Origin of the sequence: Brevibacillus borstelensis (genome assembly GCF_037834415.1) — a bacterium.
GTDB lineage: Bacteria > Bacillota > Bacilli > Brevibacillales > Brevibacillaceae > Brevibacillus > Brevibacillus borstelensis_A.
The window spans coordinates 16,638-37,020 of the sequence record NZ_JAUMSJ010000047.1; the positions used below are offsets into that span (position 1 = coordinate 16,638).

Annotated in this window: 26 protein-coding genes; 14 read left to right on the forward strand and 12 right to left on the reverse strand. The window is 50.3% G+C overall.

The window, feature by feature from the left end:
* Positions 1–67 precede the first annotated feature (67 nt).
* The 5 genes from Q3F21_RS24350 to Q3F21_RS24370 all read left to right on the forward strand — a co-directional run bounded on the left by Q3F21_RS24350 (position 68) and on the right by Q3F21_RS24370 (position 5,116).
* Complete coding sequence (locus Q3F21_RS24350; protein ID WP_340258732.1) at positions 68–577, forward strand: glucose PTS transporter subunit IIA; 510 nt, start codon at positions 68–70, stop codon at positions 575–577.
* Positions 574–837, forward strand: coding sequence for an HPr family phosphocarrier protein (locus Q3F21_RS24355; protein ID WP_340258734.1), 264 nt, complete (start codon positions 574–576; stop codon positions 835–837). Before Q3F21_RS24350 ends, Q3F21_RS24355 begins: the two co-directional genes overlap by 4 nt.
* Positions 838–864: 27 nt before the next feature.
* Positions 865–2,583, forward strand: coding sequence for a phosphoenolpyruvate--protein phosphotransferase (ptsP, locus tag Q3F21_RS24360; protein ID WP_340258778.1), 1,719 nt, complete (start codon positions 865–867; stop codon positions 2,581–2,583).
* Positions 2,584–2,731: 148 nt separating this feature from the next.
* Positions 2,732–4,171, forward strand: a complete 1,440-nt coding sequence (gene nagE, locus Q3F21_RS24365; protein WP_340258736.1) for an N-acetylglucosamine-specific PTS transporter subunit IIBC — start codon at positions 2,732–2,734, stop codon at positions 4,169–4,171.
* 27 nt (positions 4,172–4,198) lie between these two features.
* Positions 4,199–5,116 (forward strand): haloacid dehalogenase-like hydrolase, encoded by a 918-nt coding sequence (locus Q3F21_RS24370; RefSeq protein ID WP_340258738.1) that lies wholly within the window; start codon positions 4,199–4,201, stop codon positions 5,114–5,116.
* A 246-nt stretch (positions 5,117–5,362) separates the two neighbouring features.
* Here Q3F21_RS24370 and Q3F21_RS24375 read toward each other — a convergent pair whose 3' ends face one another.
* Positions 5,363–5,590, reverse strand: coding sequence for a hypothetical protein (locus Q3F21_RS24375; RefSeq protein ID WP_340258740.1), 228 nt, complete (start codon positions 5,588–5,590; stop codon positions 5,363–5,365).
* 61 nt (positions 5,591–5,651) lie between these two features.
* Positions 5,652–5,876, reverse strand: coding sequence for a helix-turn-helix domain-containing protein (locus Q3F21_RS24380; RefSeq protein WP_340258742.1), 225 nt, complete (start codon positions 5,874–5,876; stop codon positions 5,652–5,654).
* A gap of 165 nt (positions 5,877–6,041) precedes the next feature.
* Between Q3F21_RS24380 and Q3F21_RS24385 the strand changes: the two genes are divergently transcribed.
* A complete protein-coding gene (locus tag Q3F21_RS24385; RefSeq protein WP_340258744.1) occupies positions 6,042–6,407 on the forward strand; it encodes a helix-turn-helix domain-containing protein in 366 nt (121 codons plus the stop codon).
* 184 nt (positions 6,408–6,591) lie between these two features.
* Complete coding sequence (locus Q3F21_RS24390) at positions 6,592–7,119, forward strand: ImmA/IrrE family metallo-endopeptidase (RefSeq protein WP_340258746.1); 528 nt, start codon at positions 6,592–6,594, stop codon at positions 7,117–7,119.
* 61 nt (positions 7,120–7,180) lie between these two features.
* Here the strand turns inward: Q3F21_RS24390 and Q3F21_RS24395 are convergent, their stop codons facing one another.
* Positions 7,181–7,498 carry a winged helix-turn-helix transcriptional regulator gene (locus tag Q3F21_RS24395; protein ID WP_340258748.1) on the reverse strand — a complete coding sequence of 106 codons (318 nt, stop codon included), beginning with the start codon at positions 7,496–7,498 and terminating at the stop codon, positions 7,181–7,183.
* 140 nt (positions 7,499–7,638) lie between these two features.
* Here Q3F21_RS24395 and Q3F21_RS24400 point away from each other — a divergent pair, with 140 nt between their 5' ends.
* The 5 genes from Q3F21_RS24400 (at position 7,639) to Q3F21_RS24420 (ending at position 10,434) form a co-directional block, all read left to right on the forward strand.
* Entirely contained in the window at positions 7,639–8,061 is a 423-nt protein-coding gene (locus Q3F21_RS24400) for a DoxX family protein (protein ID WP_340258750.1), read from the forward strand.
* A 156-nt stretch (positions 8,062–8,217) separates the two neighbouring features.
* Positions 8,218–8,370: a hypothetical protein gene (locus Q3F21_RS24405; RefSeq protein ID WP_340258752.1), complete on the forward strand. Its 153-nt coding sequence runs from the start codon at positions 8,218–8,220 to the stop codon at positions 8,368–8,370.
* A gap of 88 nt (positions 8,371–8,458) precedes the next feature.
* On the forward strand, positions 8,459–9,247 hold the full coding sequence (gene pdaA, locus Q3F21_RS24410) for a delta-lactam-biosynthetic de-N-acetylase (RefSeq protein WP_425341299.1): 789 nt from the start codon (positions 8,459–8,461) through the stop codon (positions 9,245–9,247).
* Positions 9,248–9,419: 172 nt separating this feature from the next.
* Complete coding sequence (locus tag Q3F21_RS24415) at positions 9,420–9,782, forward strand: L,D-transpeptidase (RefSeq protein ID WP_425341300.1); 363 nt, start codon at positions 9,420–9,422, stop codon at positions 9,780–9,782.
* A gap of 118 nt (positions 9,783–9,900) precedes the next feature.
* Positions 9,901–10,434, forward strand: coding sequence for a cysteine hydrolase family protein (locus Q3F21_RS24420; RefSeq protein WP_340258756.1), 534 nt, complete (start codon positions 9,901–9,903; stop codon positions 10,432–10,434).
* A 134-nt stretch (positions 10,435–10,568) separates the two neighbouring features.
* On the opposite strand, the gene Q3F21_RS24425 is transcribed toward Q3F21_RS24420, so the two are convergent.
* The 6 genes from Q3F21_RS24425 to Q3F21_RS24450 form a co-directional block, all read right to left on the reverse strand.
* On the reverse strand, positions 10,569–11,378 hold the full coding sequence (locus Q3F21_RS24425; protein WP_340258757.1) for an alpha/beta fold hydrolase: 810 nt from the start codon (positions 11,376–11,378) through the stop codon (positions 10,569–10,571).
* Positions 11,379–11,610: 232 nt separating this feature from the next.
* Positions 11,611–13,278, reverse strand: a complete 1,668-nt coding sequence (locus Q3F21_RS24430; protein ID WP_340258758.1) for a YcdB/YcdC domain-containing protein — start codon at positions 13,276–13,278, stop codon at positions 11,611–11,613.
* Positions 13,265–13,801, reverse strand: a complete 537-nt coding sequence (locus tag Q3F21_RS24435) for an RNA polymerase sigma factor (RefSeq protein ID WP_340258759.1) — start codon at positions 13,799–13,801, stop codon at positions 13,265–13,267. The genes Q3F21_RS24430 and Q3F21_RS24435 overlap by 14 nt, the downstream gene beginning before the upstream one ends.
* Before the next feature lie 55 nt (positions 13,802–13,856).
* Positions 13,857–14,231 carry a hypothetical protein gene (locus Q3F21_RS24440; RefSeq protein ID WP_340258760.1) on the reverse strand — a complete coding sequence of 125 codons (375 nt, stop codon included), beginning with the start codon at positions 14,229–14,231 and terminating at the stop codon, positions 13,857–13,859.
* A 59-nt stretch (positions 14,232–14,290) separates the two neighbouring features.
* On the reverse strand, positions 14,291–14,992 hold the full coding sequence (locus tag Q3F21_RS24445; RefSeq protein ID WP_340258762.1) for a YcdB/YcdC domain-containing protein: 702 nt from the start codon (positions 14,990–14,992) through the stop codon (positions 14,291–14,293).
* Entirely contained in the window at positions 14,989–15,891 is a 903-nt protein-coding gene (locus Q3F21_RS24450) for a YcdB/YcdC domain-containing protein (RefSeq protein ID WP_340258764.1), read from the reverse strand. The genes Q3F21_RS24445 and Q3F21_RS24450 overlap by 4 nt, the downstream gene beginning before the upstream one ends.
* A 392-nt stretch (positions 15,892–16,283) precedes the next feature.
* On the opposite strand from Q3F21_RS24450, the gene Q3F21_RS24455 reads away from it, so the two are divergent.
* Entirely contained in the window at positions 16,284–16,598 is a 315-nt protein-coding gene (locus Q3F21_RS24455; RefSeq protein WP_340258766.1) for a hypothetical protein, read from the forward strand.
* A 241-nt stretch (positions 16,599–16,839) separates the two neighbouring features.
* Here Q3F21_RS24455 and Q3F21_RS24460 read toward each other — a convergent pair whose 3' ends face one another.
* The 3 genes from Q3F21_RS24460 to Q3F21_RS24470 all read right to left on the reverse strand — a co-directional run bounded on the left by Q3F21_RS24460 (position 16,840) and on the right by Q3F21_RS24470 (position 18,775).
* On the reverse strand, positions 16,840–17,694 hold the full coding sequence (locus Q3F21_RS24460; RefSeq protein ID WP_340258768.1) for a hypothetical protein: 855 nt from the start codon (positions 17,692–17,694) through the stop codon (positions 16,840–16,842).
* Positions 17,687–18,268, reverse strand: a complete 582-nt coding sequence (locus Q3F21_RS24465; RefSeq protein WP_340258770.1) for a sigma-70 family RNA polymerase sigma factor — start codon at positions 18,266–18,268, stop codon at positions 17,687–17,689. Before Q3F21_RS24465 ends, Q3F21_RS24460 begins: the two co-directional genes overlap by 8 nt.
* Before the next feature lie 291 nt (positions 18,269–18,559).
* Positions 18,560–18,775 carry a stalk domain-containing protein gene (locus Q3F21_RS24470; protein WP_340258772.1) on the reverse strand — a complete coding sequence of 72 codons (216 nt, stop codon included), beginning with the start codon at positions 18,773–18,775 and terminating at the stop codon, positions 18,560–18,562.
* A 542-nt stretch (positions 18,776–19,317) separates the two neighbouring features.
* Here Q3F21_RS24470 and Q3F21_RS24475 point away from each other — a divergent pair.
* Complete coding sequence (locus Q3F21_RS24475; RefSeq protein WP_340258774.1) at positions 19,318–20,214, forward strand: stalk domain-containing protein; 897 nt, start codon at positions 19,318–19,320, stop codon at positions 20,212–20,214.
* Positions 20,215–20,383 lie beyond the last annotated feature (169 nt).

Below are 20,383 nucleotides of genomic sequence, written 5' to 3' on the forward strand. Positions count from 1 at the left end.
GTAAGGATGCCGCATGTTTCCCGACTCATGCCTTTTTTCGTACTTCCAGACGCAAAAGGAGGAGCTTATGTTACGCGGTTTGTTCTCTCGTAAAAAACAGCAGCAGGAAGTGACGCTACTGGCCCCTTTGACGGGCGAGGTCGTCGCTTTGTCTGAAGTGCCCGATCCCGTTTTCGCCCAAAAGGTGGTAGGCGACGGCACAGCCATTTCCCCGACCGAGGGTGTGCTCGTATCGCCTTTGGCAGGCAGTGTCACTCACTTGTTCCCGACTCACCATGCCATTGCGCTGACAAGCGAAAGCGGTTTGGAAATTTTGCTTCATATCGGCATCGATACCGTCAAGCTGAAAGGAGAGGGATTTACCCCCCACGTCAAGGTCGGCGATCAAGTAAAACCTGGCGACAAGCTGATCAGCTTTGACCTGGGCGTCCTCAAAAAGGCGGGCTGTCCCATCGTTACGCCGGTGGTCATTACCAACGGCGATCTGGTCGCCGACAAAAGGGTCGTGTCAACCGGAAGCGTGCGGGCAGGTCAGGAGCCTCTTATGCTTGTTGTGGTAAAAGGGGGAGCGTCATGATTCGGTTTGACGTACATGTCGCAGCGGAGGGCGGCCTGCACGCCCGTCCTGCGGCCCTCTTGGTCAACTGCGCAGGACAGTATCAATCCAGAGTCACGCTGGTCAAGGATCAAAAGCAGGCGGACGGGAAAAGCATTCTCGGCATCATGACGCTGGGAGCTTCCCAAGGAGACCGGCTGACGATAGAAATCGAAGGTGCGGACGAAAAACAAGCGGCTGCCGCCCTCAAGGAACTGTTCGATAAACGATTCGAAAGCTAATTGATGAGCCAGGACGGTGAACCAGTGATGTTCAAAGGAATTCCGGTCTCGGCCGGCATCGCGATAGCCCCGATCGTCAGACTGGCGGCCCAGCCTCCGGTCGCGGCTGCCGGCGAAAAAATTGACGCAAACCGAATCGCTGAAGAGCTGCAAAGCCTGGAGCGAAGTATTGCGCTGGCCCGAGAACAGCTCTCGGGCTTGAAAGAAAAAGCCATGGATCAGCTAGGTCCCGAAAAAGCGGCCATCCTCTCGGCCCATATCGCGTTTCTGGATGATCCCTCGTTTGCGGGAGAAATGAAAGCTCGCATCGAGAATCAGCTCTGCTCAGCCCCGGCAGCCGTCCAGGCGGTAGCCGAGCAGTTTATCGCTTTGTTTGAAGGCATGGACAACGAATATATGCGGGAACGGGCGGACGATATCCGGGACGTCAGCCGCCGTCTGCTGCGAAATTTATCGTCTGGCGACAGCCATTTCGCCGGTTTCCCCGAAGAGCCGTTCATCCTCGCAGGCGAAGACGTCACGCCTTCGGAAACGCTTCAGCTGCCGCTCGCCTATGTCAAAGGAATCGCTACCGCAAAGGGCGGTCCCACCTCCCATGCGGCGATCCTGGCCCGTTCACTTGGTATCCCTGCGGTGATGGGGGGTGGAGAAGCATTCTTGGCTGCGGCGGAAACAAGCCAAATGATGATCCTCGACGGCACTACGGGAGAGCTTTGGATCGCCCCATCCGAAGAGCAGCTGTCCATTTTCCGGGAAAAAGCGCGGCAGGAAGCGGATGATCGGGAAGCGCTGGATGCCTTGAAGGATTTGCCGGCTGTGACGCTCGACGGTCATCGCGTGCATGTCGCGGCCAACATGGCCGTTCCCGAGGAAGCGGAGGCACTGGTTGCGTCAGGGCTCGATGGCGTCGGGCTGTTCCGGTCCGAATTTCTGTTCATGGACCGCGACAGTCTGCCGGATGAAGAAGAGCAGTTTGATGCTTATAAGCGCGTGGTCTCCGCATTTCAGGGAAAGCCTGTCATCATTCGGACGCTGGATGCAGGGGGAGACAAACATCTGCCGGCCATGGCCCTGCCGAAGGAGGAAAACCCTTTTCTGGGCTTTCGGGCCATCCGCATCTCGCTTGCCCGGCCGGAACTGTTCCGCACCCAGCTAAGAGCACTGTTGCGAGCGAGCGCATTTGGACGCCTTTTGATCATGTTCCCGATGATTTCGCATGTGGAGCAGCTGCGCGAGGCCAAGCGCCTTCTGGAAGAAGCCAAAGAGGAACTGCGGATGAGCAAAGCCCCGTTTGACGAGCAGCTCGCCGTTGGGATGATGATGGAAATTCCCAGCGCTTGCCTGCAGGCCGATGCCTTTGCCAAGGAAGTGCAGTTTTTCAGTATCGGGACAAACGATCTCGTGCAATACACGCTGGCTGTCGACCGGATGAATGAGAGCATCGCTCATTTGTACAGCTACTATCATCCGGCGGTTCTGAGATTGATCGCTCACGTCATCGACGCCTCCCACCGGGCAGGTATCTGGACCGGGCTTTGCGGAGAAATGGCCGGCGATCCGCTGGCGACGGAGCTGCTATTGGGCATGGGGCTGGATGAGTTTAGCGGAGCGGCGGCAGTCATGCCGAAGGTAAAGGCACGCATCCGCAGCACCACGATAGATCAGGCAAGAAAGGTAGCCCGGTACGCACTTTCGCTTTCGAGCGCGGGGGATGTCTACCGCTATCTTCACGACAAAACAGAATAGCTGTTTTGTCCCAGTCGCTTGTAAGCGCTTGCAATCTATTGATGTCAGGAAGGCCTTCTCTGGTCCATCTGCCTTTGTCCATTCCTTTTCTCTTTTTCGCCAGAGAGCGGCTTTCTGATATACAACATTCAAACAAGGAGGTATTTTTATGCTTGCTTTTCTGCAACGAATCGGGAAAGCGCTCATGCTCCCGGTCGCCGCACTGCCCGCGGCCGCCCTACTGGTTTCCTTCGGGCTTCTCGACTACGAGAAGAACATCCCGCTCGGACCGGCCGTGGGAGGCTTTCTGAATCATTACGTCGCTCCTTTTCTCCACGCTGGCGGTTTGGCCATCCTCGACAACCTGGCCCTGATTTTCGCTGTGGGCGTAGCCATCGGCCTTGCTGGCGACGCGGTTGCTGCGCTGGCGGCGGTCATGGCGTATCAGGTGCTGATTGGAATTTTGGCAAAAGTGCCGGCTGCGATGCCTTTCATCGACGATAACGTCGAGTTGAAAATGGGCGTGCTCGGCGGTATTTTGGCCGGTGGGATTGCTGCTTTCTTCTACAACAGGTATCACGACATCAAGATGCCGGATTGGCTCGGATTTTTTAGCGGCAAACGCTTTGTACCGATCGTCACCTCGCTGAGCATGGTCGTGATCGGCCTTGTGCTCGGAATGATCTGGGCTCCGATCCAAAACGTCCTGGATATGTTTGGGAACTGGGTCGTCGGTCTGGGCGCGATCGGTTCCGGACTCTTCATGTTCTTCAACCGCTTGCTCATCCCGTTTGGCCTGCATCACGTACTCAACGCCATTGCCTGGTTCCAGATCGGCTCGTTTACCGATGCAGCCGGCAACGTGGCTCACGGGGATTTGCACCGCTATTTTGCCGGAGACAAAACAGCTGGCATGTTCATGGCTGGTTTCTTCCCGATTATGATGTTTGCCCTTCCCGGCGCGGCGTTAGCTATCATTCATACGGCTAAAAAAGAGAAGCGCAAACTGATCGCCTCGGTTTTCATGAGTGCGGCGCTTGCTTCTTTCCTCACGGGAATCACGGAACCGCTTGAGTTTGCTTTCATGTTTGCGGCACCGCTGCTGTACGTTGTGCATGCTGTCTTGACCGGAATATCCGGCTTCATCGTGACGTCTCTGGGGATCAAGCACGGATTTGGCTTCTCGGCCGGCCTCATCGACTATCTGGTCAATTTCCACTTCTCTACGAACGCGTGGTTGATCATTCCGATCGGTCTTGCCTTTGCAGTCGTCTACTACTTCCTGTTCCGCTTCATTATCGTCACATTCAACCTGAAAACGCCGGGACGCGAAGATGACGAAGAAGAGACCGTGACAAAGGCGGGGAATACGTCCATGCATGAGAAAGCCCAAGCCGTGCTCTCCCTGATCGGCGGCAAGGAAAACATCGTCAGCGTCGACGCGTGCATCACGCGCCTGCGTCTTGTCCTGAAGAATGACAAAATCGTCAATGAAAAAGGGCTGAAGGACCTGGGGGCAGCCGGGGTCATGAAGCTGGGCCAGGGCAGCGTGCAAGTGGTATTCGGCACGCAGTCCGAGGTGCTGAAGGACGAAATCAGGAAGCTGTAAAACAAAGGAAGGGCTGGGGACTTGCCGATGAAACGTTTGCTGGATTGCACAGCGTCCGACTTCGTACGGATGACCGGAAAAGAGTTGAAACAAGCGATCAAGGCCTCAGAAGGGCGCGTGCTGGTGGCCGAGGTCGTTGCCGCTGTCACCCCGCTTTATCCGAGCGTAACCAATGCCGAACTGGCTGCTTCTTTTGGCGCCGACATGATTCTGCTCAATTTCTTTGACGTTTTCGCTCCACGAGTCGAGGGATTGACAGACTCGAATCCGGCAGATGCAGTACGGGATCTCAAGCGACTGATCGGAAGACCCGTAGGGCTGAATCTGGAGCCGGTCGATCCAGGCGCCAGACAAGCGGAGCAGCTGCACGCCCTGCCTCCGGGCAGACTTGCTTCAGCCGAAACGTTTGCCGCGGCCAAAGAGCTCGGTTTTGATTTCATCTGTCTCACCGGAAACCCCAAAACGGGAGTAACCAACAAGGAAATTCAGGAAGCCGTCCGAACAGCCAGAGATGTAATGGGAACAGAAGCGCTGATCATCGCGGGAAAAATGCACGGAGCCGGTGTGGAAGGAGAAGCTGGCAGAGATCTCGTCGCGAAGCAGGAAGTCATCGGCTTTATCGAAGCGGGAGCGGACATGATCCTGCTCCCTTCCCCAGGCACGGTTCCCGGCATGACTCTCGAATCGGCGAAAGCCATGGTCGATGCCGTTCATGCCCACGGAGCTTTGGCTCTGCTGGCGACGGGAACCAGTCAGGAAGGCTCCGACGAAGCGACGATCCGGCAAATCGCGCTCAACAGCAAAATGGCTGGCGCCGACCTGTATCACATCGGGGATGCCGGGTACAACGGAATCGCCGTCCCGGAAAATATCATGCACTACTCCATCACCATCCGCGGCAAGCGCCACACGTACGTCCGCATGGCTTCTTCTGTATTGCGGTGATTTGTAATGCGAATGTACGTTCTAAAACGAATACAGCGTTACGGGTATGCAAAAGTTGTTCAGCTTGCATGTAGAAGCGGTTCTTCCACCGGGAGAACCGCTTTTTTTCCGGGAACTGCCGATGTTCTCTAAACTGTTGAGGTTTCATGCCTATTGCCAGATCATGAAGGAAGCATTGATTTCTCTGAAAAAATGGATTAGATCGATGAAAAGTATTGAAGACAAACATAGTCTCGCAAGCTGCCTTCAATATTGAACGCATATGTTTTTAGGTTCGGTACGCGCTCGTTCCCGCTCGGTGTTTGGGCAATCTGCATTTGTATCCGTTTCAGCGATCTGCTGTTCAAATCGTTCCAGACGGCTGAGAAATTCGCCGCAGGCCGATACACTCCTGGGCGCCATCATAGCCACTTCGTACGCAATCGTTCGTTTCCAAATATCTAGCTGTCTTCGATTCGCTTCTTGTGCATTCACCTCTCCCACCCCTCGCCACATCGTTAACGACATCTGCTTACGAAAATACTTTCCATTTTTGCTATAACAGCAAAACCAAAACCAGACAGATGAACAGGTCACGAAGCTCGCAGCTCAACATGCGAGTCAGCATTGGAAGGTGTTTGGCTTTAAAATCGTACTCTCCCTTTTCATACTTGAGATACGTTGACGCATTTTTAAACCCTAGTGCAAAAGCCATATCCTGCAGTGTAATGCCGAATTCCATCCTCCTTCGCGCGATGAACTCCAGGTTTATCCTCTCCAACGGTAAACCCCCTTTATTTGCCAAATAAGCAAAATGTTATTATCCATATCTTACCTTTTCGATTTCAGCAAAGTCAAGCTTATACTTGTTAATTCAACAAACAGCTGTTTTCCGTAATGGAAAATTGGTAGAATGGTATTGCTATGATGGAAAGGTTGTGAAAGTATGTCAATCGTCGGTCAACGGATCAGATACCTTCGGGAAAAGAATAAATGGTCCCAAATCCAATTGGCCGAAAAGTTGGGCATTCACAATACCGTTCTTTCCCGGATTGAGTCGGGTGAGAAAAAGACCGTGGATAGCCACCTGTTATCCAAAGCTGCTGATGTATTCATGGTTACGACCGATTTTCTGCTCGGAAAATCGGACAACCCCGGACGCAGTGGGAAACCGCACCATACGGAATCGGAAGAACACATCTCCTTTTTCGATCTGGACGGGCTTTCCGAATCGGAAATTGACGAAGTGAGGAAGCACATCGAGTACCTCAGGTGGAAAGCTTTGCACGGAAACAAAGACAAAAACAGATAAAACCGGTCATGATGGACCAAGCAGCGCATGACAGCAGGGCTGGTGACATATAGATGGAGAAGCCGCAAGCGTTTATGGTTGTCTTTGCACAATTATTGTGCCCTGACACCATTGTTGCGGTATTTTTCACACCACATAAAGGAACATATGTTCTATTTCAGGCTTAGATAGGGGGAATTAACAAATGATCTCTGATTACCGGCAAACGGATTTGGAGCGTTGGTTGAGCCGTGTATACGCGGAGGTTGGCATCAACCACTCCAGCGACCTGCAGGAGGGACCGCTGGCTGAGATGCTCGGGATCGAGCTGTACTATCGTCCCTGCCCCTCGATGCGGTATGAGTCGGGGAACTACCGCTGCATCACTGTCAATTCCACTCTGCCGAGGCCGGTCCAACGCGAGCATTTTTTTCATGAGCTCGGCCATATTTTAAGGGGGCATACCGGGAAGCAGCACCAGATGAATCCCGCTTTTCGTCAGCTGCAGGAGGCACAGGCGGAGCAATTTGTTCTCTATGCGGCCATGCCTTTTTTTCTGTTGGCTCCTCTGCTTCTTTCCCATCATGATTGGGCAGCCTCCTCGGTGTTGTCACAGGAATTTGGCGTGACAAGGGAATTGGCTGACAAGCGGGTCGCCCAGATTAAACGGCGAATTATTTCCGAGCGAATGAGAAAGGGCGGGAAAACGAGAAGGCGGAAAAGTGCCCAGTGAGCAAGCAAAACAGTACACACACCAAATAAAAAGTGCCGGACAAAATAATCCGACACTTTTTTTATTCAAGTTCGATCCAGGTTTGCGACCACTTCTCAATCCCCAGGATGACAGGTTCCAGCGCAAGCCCTTTTTCGGTTAGCGAATATTCCACCCGTACCGGTGCCGAATCTGTATACACGTGACGATGCACCAAGCCTTCTTTCTCCAAATCCTTTAGCCGCTCAGACAAAAGCCTTCCGCTGATCGGAAGCGCCTCTTCGATGGCACAGAATCGCTGCGGTCCGGAAAGCAGCTGGTATAAGATCAAACCAGTCCACCGCTTGCCCAAGAGCTGCATTCCCTTTTCAAACTTCGGACAGAGAGAGGACTGCTTCATAGTAATCACCTCGATTCATTTCCAGTATACCGCTCTTTTTAAAATCCTTCAAAGTATTGACTCTCGTAAATTATTAATTTATACTTACTGACGAAATGTAACCAAATTACTATATAAATGATTCATTAGGAGGTCATTTTATGGAAAGACAACTCGATCAACGCACCGAGTGGGGGCTTTTGCTCGTGCGAGTCGTTGCCGGCATATCCTTCGTCATGCACGGAATGTCAAAATTCCAAATGGGACTCGATCAGGTTGCCGGTTGGTTTGGCAGTATGGGTATCCCCGGTTTTCTCGCTTATCTCGTGGCGTTTCTTGAACTAGTGGGCGGTATCGGCTTGATTCTGGGATTGGGCACCCGGATCTGGGCAGCTCTTTTGGCAGCAGTCATGGTCGTCGCCACCCTCAAGGTGAAAGTCGCCAATGGCTTTTTGGGGGGAGAAAACGGCCCTGGCTTTGAGTTGGAGCTCCTTCTGTTCGCCATGCTGCTGCTTCTCGCGCTTTCCGGGCGGTCCTTCTATTCCCTCGACCGTCTGTTGTTTCAACGCCGCTCCGACCGATAACCGAAATACGGTGTTGAGAAACCGAATGCTATCGGATTGTCCGATGCATTCGGTTTTTTTGTGATCATTCACACGGCTTTTGACCCGGAATTTGTTTGCAAACAGCATGTTCTTCTGCCCTCCGACACATGCTAACGACGAGGAGGTGAGTCTTCCGTGCCAAGCCAAAACAAACGCAGCCACATTATTTACCGCCCCGAAACCGAAGTGCCCGCCGGTTCGATTGACAAGCGGAAAGCGGTCAGATCCCTGCCAGATGAACAGTATCCGATTCCTCGCGCAAACCCCGTTCCTTGGCAAGAGGATTGAGGAGCCTTACATACCATTTTGCCGGATGCCATAAAACGTTCTTCCTGATTTTTAGGAAAACCATCTATAAGTAGGAGGGCCGATCGCTGTGAAACGCATAACCTTTTTCACTGTTTTTGTCCTGCTTTTGTCTTTGTTCACCGTACATGCCGCAGCCTACCAGGATGTCCCCTATCACTTCGGATTCAAGAAGAGCAAGGGCGGACAGCTTCCCTCGATTGACCAGGAAGGCTTTAAGGGCATCGTCGACAAGCATGAAGCCATTTTTCTCGGAGATACCTCCAAAAAAGAGCTGTTTCTTACGTTTGACAATGGCTATGAAAACGGATTTACTCCCCGCATCCTGGATATCCTCAAGGAAAAAAAGGTACCTGCCGTTTTTTTCGTTACCGGACATTTTGTCAAGGATCAACCTGAGCTGCTAAAGCGAATGGCTGCAGAAGGGCATATCATCGGAAATCACTCCTGGAGTCACCCGGACATGACGCAGGTGTCCAATGAACGTATCAAGGAAGAATTGGATAAGGTCAAAAAAGCTGTAGCCGAGATTACCGGGCAAAAAGAGATGACCTTTTTGCGTCCGCCAAGAGGAATTTTTAGCGATCGTACGCTGGCTGTCAGCAAGGAACTGGGATATACCAATGTTTTTTGGTCCATTGCCTACAAGGATTGGGACACGAAAGCGCAGAAGGGCTGGAAGTTCGCTTACGACAGTGTGCTGGCCCAGCTTCATCCGGGGGCTGTCATCCTGCTGCACTCGGTTTCGAGGGATAATGCGGAGGCGCTTGGCAAGATTATCGACGCGGCGCGAGGACAGGGGTACGAATTTAAAAGTCTTGAACACCTCCGTCCGACTTTTCCGCACCCTGTTCCCTGATGCCAATTTCCTGTCGCCAAAACAGAATGCATGATCATGAAGACCTGCCGCCGCACTCTGCCCGGCAGGTTTTTTGTTTGTCATCATTTGCCGCCGGTACCGCTTTTTTCCTATCGCATACGATGCAATAGTAGTGAACCCTCGTGTTTTTTGAAAAAGGGAGGTGATCTTCATCCCGGCATACCGCATACGCATCTCGATCAATAAGCTTCGCCTTGATCTTTTTGACGGCAATCGCCTTGTCCGCTCCTATCCCGTCGGTCTGGGTAAAATTGCAACCTCTACCCCGCGCGGCAACTTCACGATTGTCAACAAGGTTCCATACCCGAACTCATACCCCGGCGGTCCTTTGTCCGTTTTCGGCACCTATTGGATGGGACTTAGCAAGCCTCATTACGGCATACATGGCACCAATAACCCATCGTCAATCGGCCGTTATGTCTCACGCGGCTGTATTCGCATGCATAACCGCGATGTTGAAAGCTTGGCCAGGCTGGTTCCCATCGGAACGCCGGTACAGATTCGTCAGGTATAGGCTGAGGTTTGTCACAAGCAAATCATTCAAAATTTTTCCAAAATCAGCATCGCTATCCCCTTTCCATTCTTGTATGATGATAGTGAGAGTTTATACTCACGGGAAGGGGCTTGGTTGAATGGATAAACAAACGGCTTTGGTTATCGTAGACGTTCAATCTGTTATTGTGGGATACTCCTATCAGGGAAATGAAGTGGTGGAACGGATTCAAACGCTTCTCGAAAAAGCGCGCCAGATCAACATCCCCGTCCTTTTTGTCCAGCATAATGACCCTGAAGGCAGCCCGATCGCAACCGGCACGCCCGGGTGGCAAATCCACCCCTCCCTTTGCCCGCATCCGGATGAACCGATTATTCAAAAAACGGCGTGCGATTCGTTCTACGAAACATCCTTGCAGGACGAATTGAAGGCTCGCAACATCAATCATCTGGTGATCGTCGGCTTCCAGACCCAGTACTGTATCGATACGACGTGCAGAGCTGCAGTCTCGCACGGCTTTGGCGTCACCCTGGCCGCGGATTGTCACTCTACGACGGATGACGCTGTACTCAAGGCAGCGGATATCATCGCCCATCACAATGCGAATCTGAATGGGCTGGGAACTCCGAAGAATGTGATATCGGTGAAAGAATCCAGTGAGATTTTTGTTTAGCGAGTTGTAATAAGCGAGCCATCTGGGCAGGCATACCAGATGGCTCCTTTTTTGTTTATATACCCTCAGTCAACCGTATGTCCGAGATTGACCAAACCTCGCAGAGGACAACTCGATCTGTAAAGAAACCGCGTCTACCCCAAAAAACGCACAAGCTCCCGATTAAACTTGTCTAATTCATCGTAAAACACTCCATGTCCGCTATACAAAAACGGAACCAGTTCCGATCCCTGAATACCGGCATGCATAAACTCAGCGAGCGGGAACGGACATACTTTGTCGTGAACGCCATGGAAAATAGCGGTCGGTACACAGACAGAACACAAATCCCGGCGCAAGTCCTCGTCGCGCAGAGAGGCGGCGCTCATCGCGGTTGCGTGGCCAGACGCCTCCATGCCCATTTCATGCATCCAATCTTTGATGCCTTCTGTGACATAGCTTGCGAAAAACATGTCCCCGAAGTCATCCAGCATTTTCGGCCGATCTGTATAGGTTGTCTGGATGAGATTGTTGACCTGCTCCCTTGTCATGCCATACGGGAAATCCGGTCGTCTGGTGAACAGAGGCGCTGCTGCCGCAAACAACGCCAGTTTGGAAACCTTATCTGCTCCGTACCGAGCCAAATACCTGATCGCGATGGCTCCTCCCATCGAAAATCCGGCAAGTGCGATATCCTTTAGCTCCAAGGTATCGATGACCACCCGTATGTCATCCGCCAGCCGATCATAGGAATATCCCCTCCACGGACGATCAGACTTTCCAAACCCGCGAAGGTCTACCGCAATGCACCTGTACCCCATTTGCGGAAGCTGATTGAACTGGTATTCATACATTCTATGATTAACCGGCCATCCGTGGATAAACAAAACCGGTTTTCCGTTCCCCGGATCGAGATCCTCGACGTAAAGATTTACATTTTGTTCAACGCTAATGTAATAGCCCATCACGATTTCTCCCCTTCTGGATGATCGCCTATACATACCTTATGTGGGGAGAACCTCAATAGATACTCGCTTTGAAACAATTCCGCAAAGGCTTCGGCAAAGGGATCCGTACCATCCGCCATTGCCGAGAACGCAAGTCTTTTTCAAAGCCTTTGCTGAGATGGAAATATCGCTCAAATAAAAAAAGAGAGGGTGCCCTCCAAGTAGTTTGATCTACTTCAGGGCACCCAGCCTAACGTTGTCTTTCGATGACCGCTCCGGAAATCGCGTCGATGGCTATTTCTTTTCCATGAACCCGGTTCATATGGTATGCGAGTACAAGGGGGTTGCCTGATTCGCCATGTTCGTTGGGTGCGATATAGGCAAGCTCCGGTTTCAGGTGTTTTTGGAAGGCGGCAGCGGCAGCCTCTCTGGATATCGCTTGGGCAGGGTCGGGATAAGATTGCCCTTGCTGTCCGAATGCTCCTGACATGCCGACCACATCCCCTGTACCTGTATCGACGATTACCTCATACACACTGTTAATCACAGGGATGCCTTGATGGAGCTTGCGAAAGCGGAAGTGGACTTCCGCTCCGGTCTGCTCGGCCCCAGCCAGCTCCAGTTCTTTTACCGCCGGGTCCAAATAGCGTTGAAGAGATTGGACGGCGGGTGACAAAAATGCTTCTGGAGAAGCCTTTTTCACCCTGCTCGACTCAGCGTGGCCTCCATCTGCACGATAAGAGAGCAGGCGTCCGTTCTTGTCGACACGAGCGGCAATTGTCTTCCCGCCTCTCTCCCATTCAAATTCCCGAATTCCTTCGTCTCCCCCGTAGGTAATCGTCGATGGGCCGGTAATTTCCTCTAGCGGTAGAGCGAATTCCTGTCGCAGAAGGGATATCACCTCCGCCGATGAACCCGCTTCCAGCTTCCTGCCCTCCGCATTCACAGAAACAACCCGCTTTTCCCCGTCCACGTCTGCTTTGTTCTCCAGCCCCGTTAAAGGCTCTCCCGTCTTTGCATCCAGGAAACCGGAAAATGCCGGCTCATAGCGTAGGGAAGCCTCTTCTCCCTCATTTTCCCGGTACACCAGACGCAACGTAGCGGAAATGGCCTCTTGTGCCTTCTCTGGGGGAAGGATATCCGCCGGCTTGGGCATTTGCAAAAAATCTTCCTGCTGCTTTACCCGCCTATGAACCTTGAAACTCGTGACCCGATCGCCTTCCACCTCTACTGTATAACTGCTTTCGTAAACCGGGATGCCATGGATCATTCGGCTAAATGCAATTTCTCCCTCGGCCAGATTGGACAGAGACGGACTGTATCGGTAGTCCTCCCCTTCTTCTCCCAGCATGTCCCGGAGATACGCCTCCGCTTTTTTCACCGGCAAAGAGAGTTCCCTCGTACGTGGCTGTTCCTTCGCTGCGATTTGCTTCCTTTCCGCTTCTATTTTGACCGGTTTGGCTTGAGTTTCTGTCCGCTGCTGCTCTACCTGGGGAGCCGGGCGAATCGCTTTTTTCTCAGCAGTCCTTCCTGTCTCCGGCATGTCAGGCGTCTGCTGAAGCGGTTCGGAAGTCTGGGCTGACTGCTGAGTAGGAGCAAGAAAAGGAACGGGCCCGGGAGAGGGGGAAGACACAGGGGCAGGAACGGCGGATAGCGGCACCATATGAGTTCCCGGGACAAATACAGCTCGCAATGCTTGCTGTCCTTGATCGGTAGCCGCCCAACATCCCAGAAATACAACCGCTCCTATGCTTGCCGCACGATTTCGAATGCGACGAAAGAGCAGGCGCCGCTTCAATTTATCCGTTTCCCTTTGCAAGCGTCGATCCATTTCTTTCACATATTCAAGTCTTGGCGGGGGCTCCGTTTCTTTAAGCCTTCTCAATTGTCTTTCCAGCTCTTCTTCATACGAGTTCATTTTGAATCCCTCCCTTCACCGATTCCGTCAAGTAACCCTGCAGTTTTTTCAGCGCCCGGTGATAGTCCACCTTCACCTTTGTTTCCGAAATATCCAGCAGCTCTGCCGTCTCCTTGATGTTGTACCCCTCGATGCTGCGCAGTATGACGACCATCCGATACTGCGGTTTCAGCTTTTGCAGCGCCTTTTTTAACTCCCGCATCCCTTCTTTGTAATCAAGCTCTACTTCGGGCAATCCGTCTTTCGCCGTCAACCGGAAGAGCCAATTATCGGTTACCAGCTCCTGCAGCTTTCGTTTGCGGTAATGATCAATCGCGATGTGTTTGGCGATAGAGAACAGCCAAGTCTTGATGGCCACACGCCCGTCAAACTTGGGCAAGGCTTTTACCACCCGGATAAATACCTCCTGCGTTAAATCTTCCGTATCGCTCTGGTTCCCGGTAAAGTGCAGCAAGAAGCAGTAAACGGCAAGGTAGTGCTGTTCGTAAATGGTCCCGATCTTTTGATTGAGGTCGTCATACAACACGTTTCCTCCTTTCCTCTGTGTTTAGGAGCACTGGTTTTGTTTGCTGCCGCGTCTACGCGGATCGAGGTCTCCTCTTCGGTATCCTCCTTCCACACAACATGGGTTCATAGGTGATGAGCTTTTTATCCGCCCAGTAGGCCAAAGTCATTTGAGCTGCTACAGCCTTTACACCCTGTTCTTTGGAACCTGCTTTCTCGGGGTCTGGAAACGATGTTTGTTCAAATGCAGGCAACTCATAATCAAAGCTGGAATCAGGCATAGGCGCCGGGCCGGCGTCAACGATCTGTCCCTCTTTGTTGACTGTTACCAGAACGCTGAGGTTAGGATAAAACAGTCCGTTGACCTGTTTGGAGAAAGCCACCCCAAATATTTTGTAATTCGGGTTCAGCTGGTATCCGCCCATATCCGCTCCATACCATTCTTTCATAATTGAATGTTTTCATAACGTTCTCTGTTTTGTTTTTCATTGGATTTACCCGCAGGAGGCTATTTGTTTTCATGCAGATTTCCGGTAACGGCGTCAATTTTAATGTTCTTAAAAATACTTTTTTTGCCGCCTGGTCTGTAGACAAGAAGCGCTTGCTTGCCGTTGTCTTCCGGGTAGAAATACTCAAGCTGCAACGGATAATGCACCAAGAATTCTTTTGCCGCCTCTTCGGCAGACACTTTCGGTGTTGCATCAGGAAGCTTGTCGGAAAGCTCCGCCCTGCTCGTACCAATAAAATCGGTAATTTGGTCCCCTTCTACGTAGATGGAAAATTTCCGGTCCATAACCGGCATCCCCTGATGAACCCTTGCGAATATGAAGCTGTATTTACCATTCTTGTCATTGTACTTATTTCGGGTGTTGACGATCTCCATCATCTCGGTTGTACCCGCGGGCAGATATTTTTCCATCTCCCGGATGGCAATCTCACGCGCCTTTTCACGCGTAAACGTCTTCTTCTCGTCCTTTCTCCATTCCGTAAAGAACGCGGTTATCTCTCCTGTTGCCGCGACTGTCCCCACAAAGATTTCCTGCGGGGTTCCTTCCTTCCACCAGTAATACTTTCGCTGTTTATCATCGGACAGCTCTTCTCTCCATTCGGCCGCGTTCGCCTCTATACCGTGTTCCTGTTTGACGTAAGTGGCAGCTTCCTCCTTTGTTTTGGCTGTCAGCTTTTTGTCATTCGACTTTACCTGAATCACCGTTCCCGGTGTTCGTACTCTATTTGAGGAACATCGAGCACTTTTCCCGTTCTCGCGTCAAGATATCCGGAAAACGCGGGTCTGTATACGAGAAGCCCGTAGTCCGCCCAATAGGCTAAAGACATATGGGAAGCCACGTTTTTTTCCAATTGTTCTCGGGGCAGGGCTTCTTCCGGATCTGGAAACAAAGTATCCTCAAAACTTGGAATCTCGTATTTGAAGTTAGGCAATGTCGCTGGTCCACCATTGATGATTTGCCCGTCTCCATCTACTACAATCCGGACGCTCAGATTGGGGTAAAACAGTCCGTTCACCTCTTTGGAAAAAACGACTTCCCCACCACCCGTTATTTTTGGATTTAGCTTATAACCGCGCAAATCTGTTCCATACCATTCTTTCAAAAACGCGGTGGCTCTCGCTTTGGCGTCCTCTCCCTTTGCCAGGTTGTCACGCTTTCCTTCCGTCCCTAGTTGAAAACTGATCAACTCTCCCGTTTTTGTGTCAAACCGGAGGGCGACGTAAGAATCGACATTCTCCTGATCTTTCTGTTTGGTCAGCCGGACAAACGCCGAATCAGCTCTCTTCTCATCGACGGTTACCGTCATATAGGGGTAATCTTCAAGGGACGGCAGCAGTTTTTTTGTTTTGGCCAGCGAACTCTCGATCTTTTTCATGAGCTCTGCCGCCACTGTGGATTTGTTGCCTGTCGTCTGGACTGCTTGCTCATTTGTCTTCCGGGTGTTTTCCGGGATATCGTCCTGGATGTTGCCTTGGGCTTTTTCTTGCTTTGTCTCCCGCGCAATCCCCTCCTTCGCTCCCAGTTTTACTGAACTGACTGGGGCGGAAGCTAATGCGCCGGCAATTGCCAGCACAAATACGACTTTGTTGTAAGGTCCCATCTTCTCTTCCCTCCTGTTTTGCACACTGACTTATTCGGAAAAAGCGACAAAAGGTTACAACTTCCAAAAAAATAAAAATACGGTTCCCCTAAAAATCAGAGAACCGTAGAAAGGATCGTTTCGTACGCAAAATCATGAACATTGGAGGGATCGTAAAACAAATCCTCATCAAATACCGGCATGAAACAGCAAAGAAAAACTCCGTTATCTGATCTGACACATTCTGGAGGTCATGGCTAGCAACGTGCGGTTTTACAAAATGTACATGATGCTTTTTCTTCAACCGGAGGCGGAGCAGGCCATAGTCAGTATTGGGAGGACGCTAAAATTCAGATTATATTCACTTCCTTTTCCATCCATAATTGCCGATATTACATAATAGAAGGGTGCAAATGGAAAATAGTAAATCAGTAAAAAAGCATAAAGCGAAGTGGTGGTCTGTGATGAAGTTTCGATTGCAATTAAGCAGTATGCGTAAAGATTATTGGGTTTGGAGCGGGAGGAAACAGAAATACAGTGTCTTGATTGAAAAACCAGCTAGTGAAAATCATCCAGACTTTGGGCTTTACCGGTTCAAAATTAGAACACCAAATGGGATTGTCGTAAAGTCAGATCTGTTCCGAAGGAAATTTGACAATTTCGAAGAATGCCAAAACTTTGTTGTTGAGTGGATTGACGAAGCTTTGAAAAATAGAAGATTTCTTTAATTATTTATGGAGCAGGTCAGTGTTCGTTCTCTGATACATCAGACAAATCGTTCTCTTGCGCCATCATCTGATAAAAACGCCAGTGAACCGCTTCCCCGCATAATGAAAGCCGTGCGTTTCGCATATTAGTGCACGGACACTATCTCTAACGGAGGCAGTCTTCGTCGCCAAGAGAAGGAGGGTGCCCAACAGCCCTATAAGCTTTGAGCACCCTTTCTCTGAACGAACTGTTATACCCCCGTCAATTCCCGGCGGCAGGAGCGGGACCGGCTTTTTCTGTTTGCAGCAGGCTGTCCAAATTTGATTTCGCTTTATCGATTTCTTCTTGCGTCAACGGTGTTCCAACCTTGAAGCTGTCGATTATTTTTCCAAGCGTTGCCGTGTCAAAATCGTCCTGAGCGTACAACTCTACTGTGAATCCCTCATCCTCCCAAAGAACGATGCCGTTCGCAAAATAGACCTTGGTCCCTTCAATAACCTCTGTTTTGACCGGGTCAGTGGTTCCGATGCCATTTTCACCACCCTGTGAAATCAAGAAGTCAACTGTTTTATCGCCTTTGCTGTATTGCACTTCCACCATCGTTTTGCCGTGAATGACCGTATTGACGTATTCAAAATCAGCTACCCAGGAGGGGCTGGGGAAATTCATCCCTGTTGCGGAACGAGCTTCTTGCAGAGTCAGCTTTGGAGGCTTTGGAGCTGCCGGCACTTCAACCGTATAGGATTCTGCACCTTTGTCCTGACCGGCTGATACGCTCTTTTCAGGAACCGGCAGCTCTTTGTATTGGACAATTTCCATATTGCCAACCTGAAAACGTGCCAGAATCGATTGGATCATTCCTTGCGCGTATGAAGTCGTTGAAAGCGCACCGCCAACAAGAACTACAACAGCAGCAGCCGCAGCGGCCGTTTTCCATTTTCTTTTCATCATAGCGACCCCATCCTTTTTCGTATTTTGGGGTTGAATGGCTCCCGTCTCGATTTTGTTTGCCAGACGCCTGAAAATGCGTTCTTTGGCCAAGGTGTTATCGATTTCCGTATTTTCTAGCAGATCAACGACATTCCCGTATGCTTTCGGATCATGTTTTTCACTCATCCTTGAACCTACCTGCCTCCAAGATTTTTTGTAATTTTTTTAAACTCCTGTAGACAACGACACCGATGTTGGACTCGCTGACACCCATTAGTTCGGCAATTTCTGCGTTTTTCAGACCGGCAGCGAATTTCATTGCGATGATATTTCGCTCTTTGTCGCGCAGCTTTGCCAGTGCTTGAAACAGCGCCTGATGATCATCGCCCCGGATGGCCAGATCTTCGGGAGACGGCTTGGGCAGGATCAACTCGGTAATGGAATCCAGCGAAAAATAGAATCTTTTTTTCCGAGCGCGAAAGTAATCTGTCACAGTGTTTCTGACAATCGCGAACAGCCATACGTCAAATTTGGCTTTTTCCGCCGAGAAGCTGTGGTATTTGGAAATGACCGTTTCAAAAACCTGGCTGCAAATATCTTCAGCCTCGTACTGATTGTGAATCCGGTAGCAGATATACTTGTATACGCGGTCGAAGTACATTTCGTATATCCGGGAAAATTGTTCTGTGGATAAAACGTCTCCACGGAGCCTGTCTTTTTGATTGTGGTAAATTTCCATGCTTACTTGAACACTCTCCAACTCCTTTCCTCCTTTCTCCCTTCGGCATTTGTCGGCCTGATCAAGGGAATTTACGTATGTTAATACGCGATCAGGTGAAAAGCATTAACAAAACGTTTTACGAAAGTGTTGGGGACGGAATATTTCAGAAGCCTGTTTGCAAGAGCAATTTCATCTGAGCTTGCCCGGCAAAAGCTGTGTAGGTGGCGGAAAACAGGCAAACCCCCCCTCCCCGGATGGCTCCGCGGGAGGGGGGGCATTTTAGACAGGAATGATTGTGAGCCGGGAATCTCCCCAGTATCCTGCAACGGATCAACAAATGCAACCTTTCGTCAGTTTTACGATTTTGGCGGCTCCATCCCACTCCACTTCCAGGCCCAGTGCCTTGGCGAGCTCGCGAGCCGGAGCAAATGCCGTTCCGGACACAATCTTTACGTTTAAATCAATTCCGTTTACGCGAGCTTGCTTCGTCGCCGCAAGCCATTCAGGAGCAACTCCTGCCGATTCCGAAACGGCCCGAACAGGCAAAAAAGAGACTCCCTTTTGGAGATACCCTTGATCGGATGGCGATTTTGGTACAGGGTATTACAGCTGTACCGGAAACGATTGCTTCTTTCATGCGAATCATCCTTCCTTTCGGCATAAAAATGGGAGAGAGATGCAGCTCCCCATGAAAAAACGCCTTCACTCGTCTTGAGCAAAATTGGGAAAAGCCCTTCCGTTTTAGAAAGAAAGGGCTTTTCATGCCGGTTCAGTACTATTCCTGTAAACACTCTAGTATATTCACTCAGGAACTTCCTGCCTTTCCGATCTAGGGTATGCTCGCCCTTGGCTCGTATCGGGAAGGATAAAAATCGGGACAGTTGAACAAGGGAATTTTATTTCAGTACACCATTATGGAGTCCCCTTGGTTATACTTACCTGAAGCGGGAAAGTACTCATACACAGAATATATGAAAGGCAGGTTCAAACAAATCGGGTGACATGCATGATTCGACATTCGTATTATGTCAGGTAGTAAGTGTATACTTGACAAAAGAAAAAGAATCCTTAAAGAGGGGGAAAGGCTGATGAGAAAGCTAACAAGTCTTCTTGTTGTAGCGTTCAGTTTGCTTGTGCCACTTACAGCTTTTGGGCAAACTCAAAACAACTATGGGTATCAATGTACGATTGATTCAAGCCTTACCGATTTTGAAAACGCCAAGCATTGGGTCGAGAAAATCACGTATCAAAATGGGGCAACGACAACGATTAATGAGGTGGATACCTTTCCATTTCTGATGATAAACAATAATTTTATTCCCAACGCGGATATCTTCATCAAAAATGGCCATTCCCTGGTTCCGATCAGACTTATCACCGAGGAATTAGGAGGCCGGACGAACTGGGATGCGAAAACCAATACGGTAGTCATTGATTATAAGGACAAAGAAATAGTACTGAAAGCAGGGGATACAAATGCTGTCATCAATGGCAAAGCGGTCGTTTTGCCATTAGCTGCCCAATTGGTTGACACCAGAGTGTACGTCCCTTTACGAACCGTCGCAGAAGCATTTGGTGCGGACATCGGCTATACTATCGGGATCATGCCTTTCAAAAATCCATTAATCTCGATTGATACCAGATTGAAAAATGTGACCAAGGAACAGGCAATCCGAGTAGCCACCAACGCCATGCTCCAGGCATTCAGCACATTTTTAAAAAATGGAACATATGCGGATAGCAGCTATGCTTCCATTCAGACATTAGCTGAAATCAAACAAAAAATAAATCGTATTTCCTACCAGGGTGAGACAGCGGGATACTGGATACTGAGTGGACCTTATGAAATCCTCGTCGACAAATCAACAGGAGCTCTATTTTTCAAATACGGCACAAAGAATGTAAGCGGCTCTTATATGGAAGGGATCGCTCCCGTGGATGTGAATGACATGGATGTTTTCGCCAGAGGCTACTTTTTAGGGTGACATTCGGATTTATAATTGGAAAAGTGGCATGGGTTATCAGAGGGGACAACAACGACTACGCCGGAGGTTATCTCTTCTCAAAAAACGTTGTACCATCAAGGTCATCCCCTCCAATCTGTTTCGTTAATTTTTCCTCCTCTTGTAGAAGCCATAGTTGAAAATGTGCAGA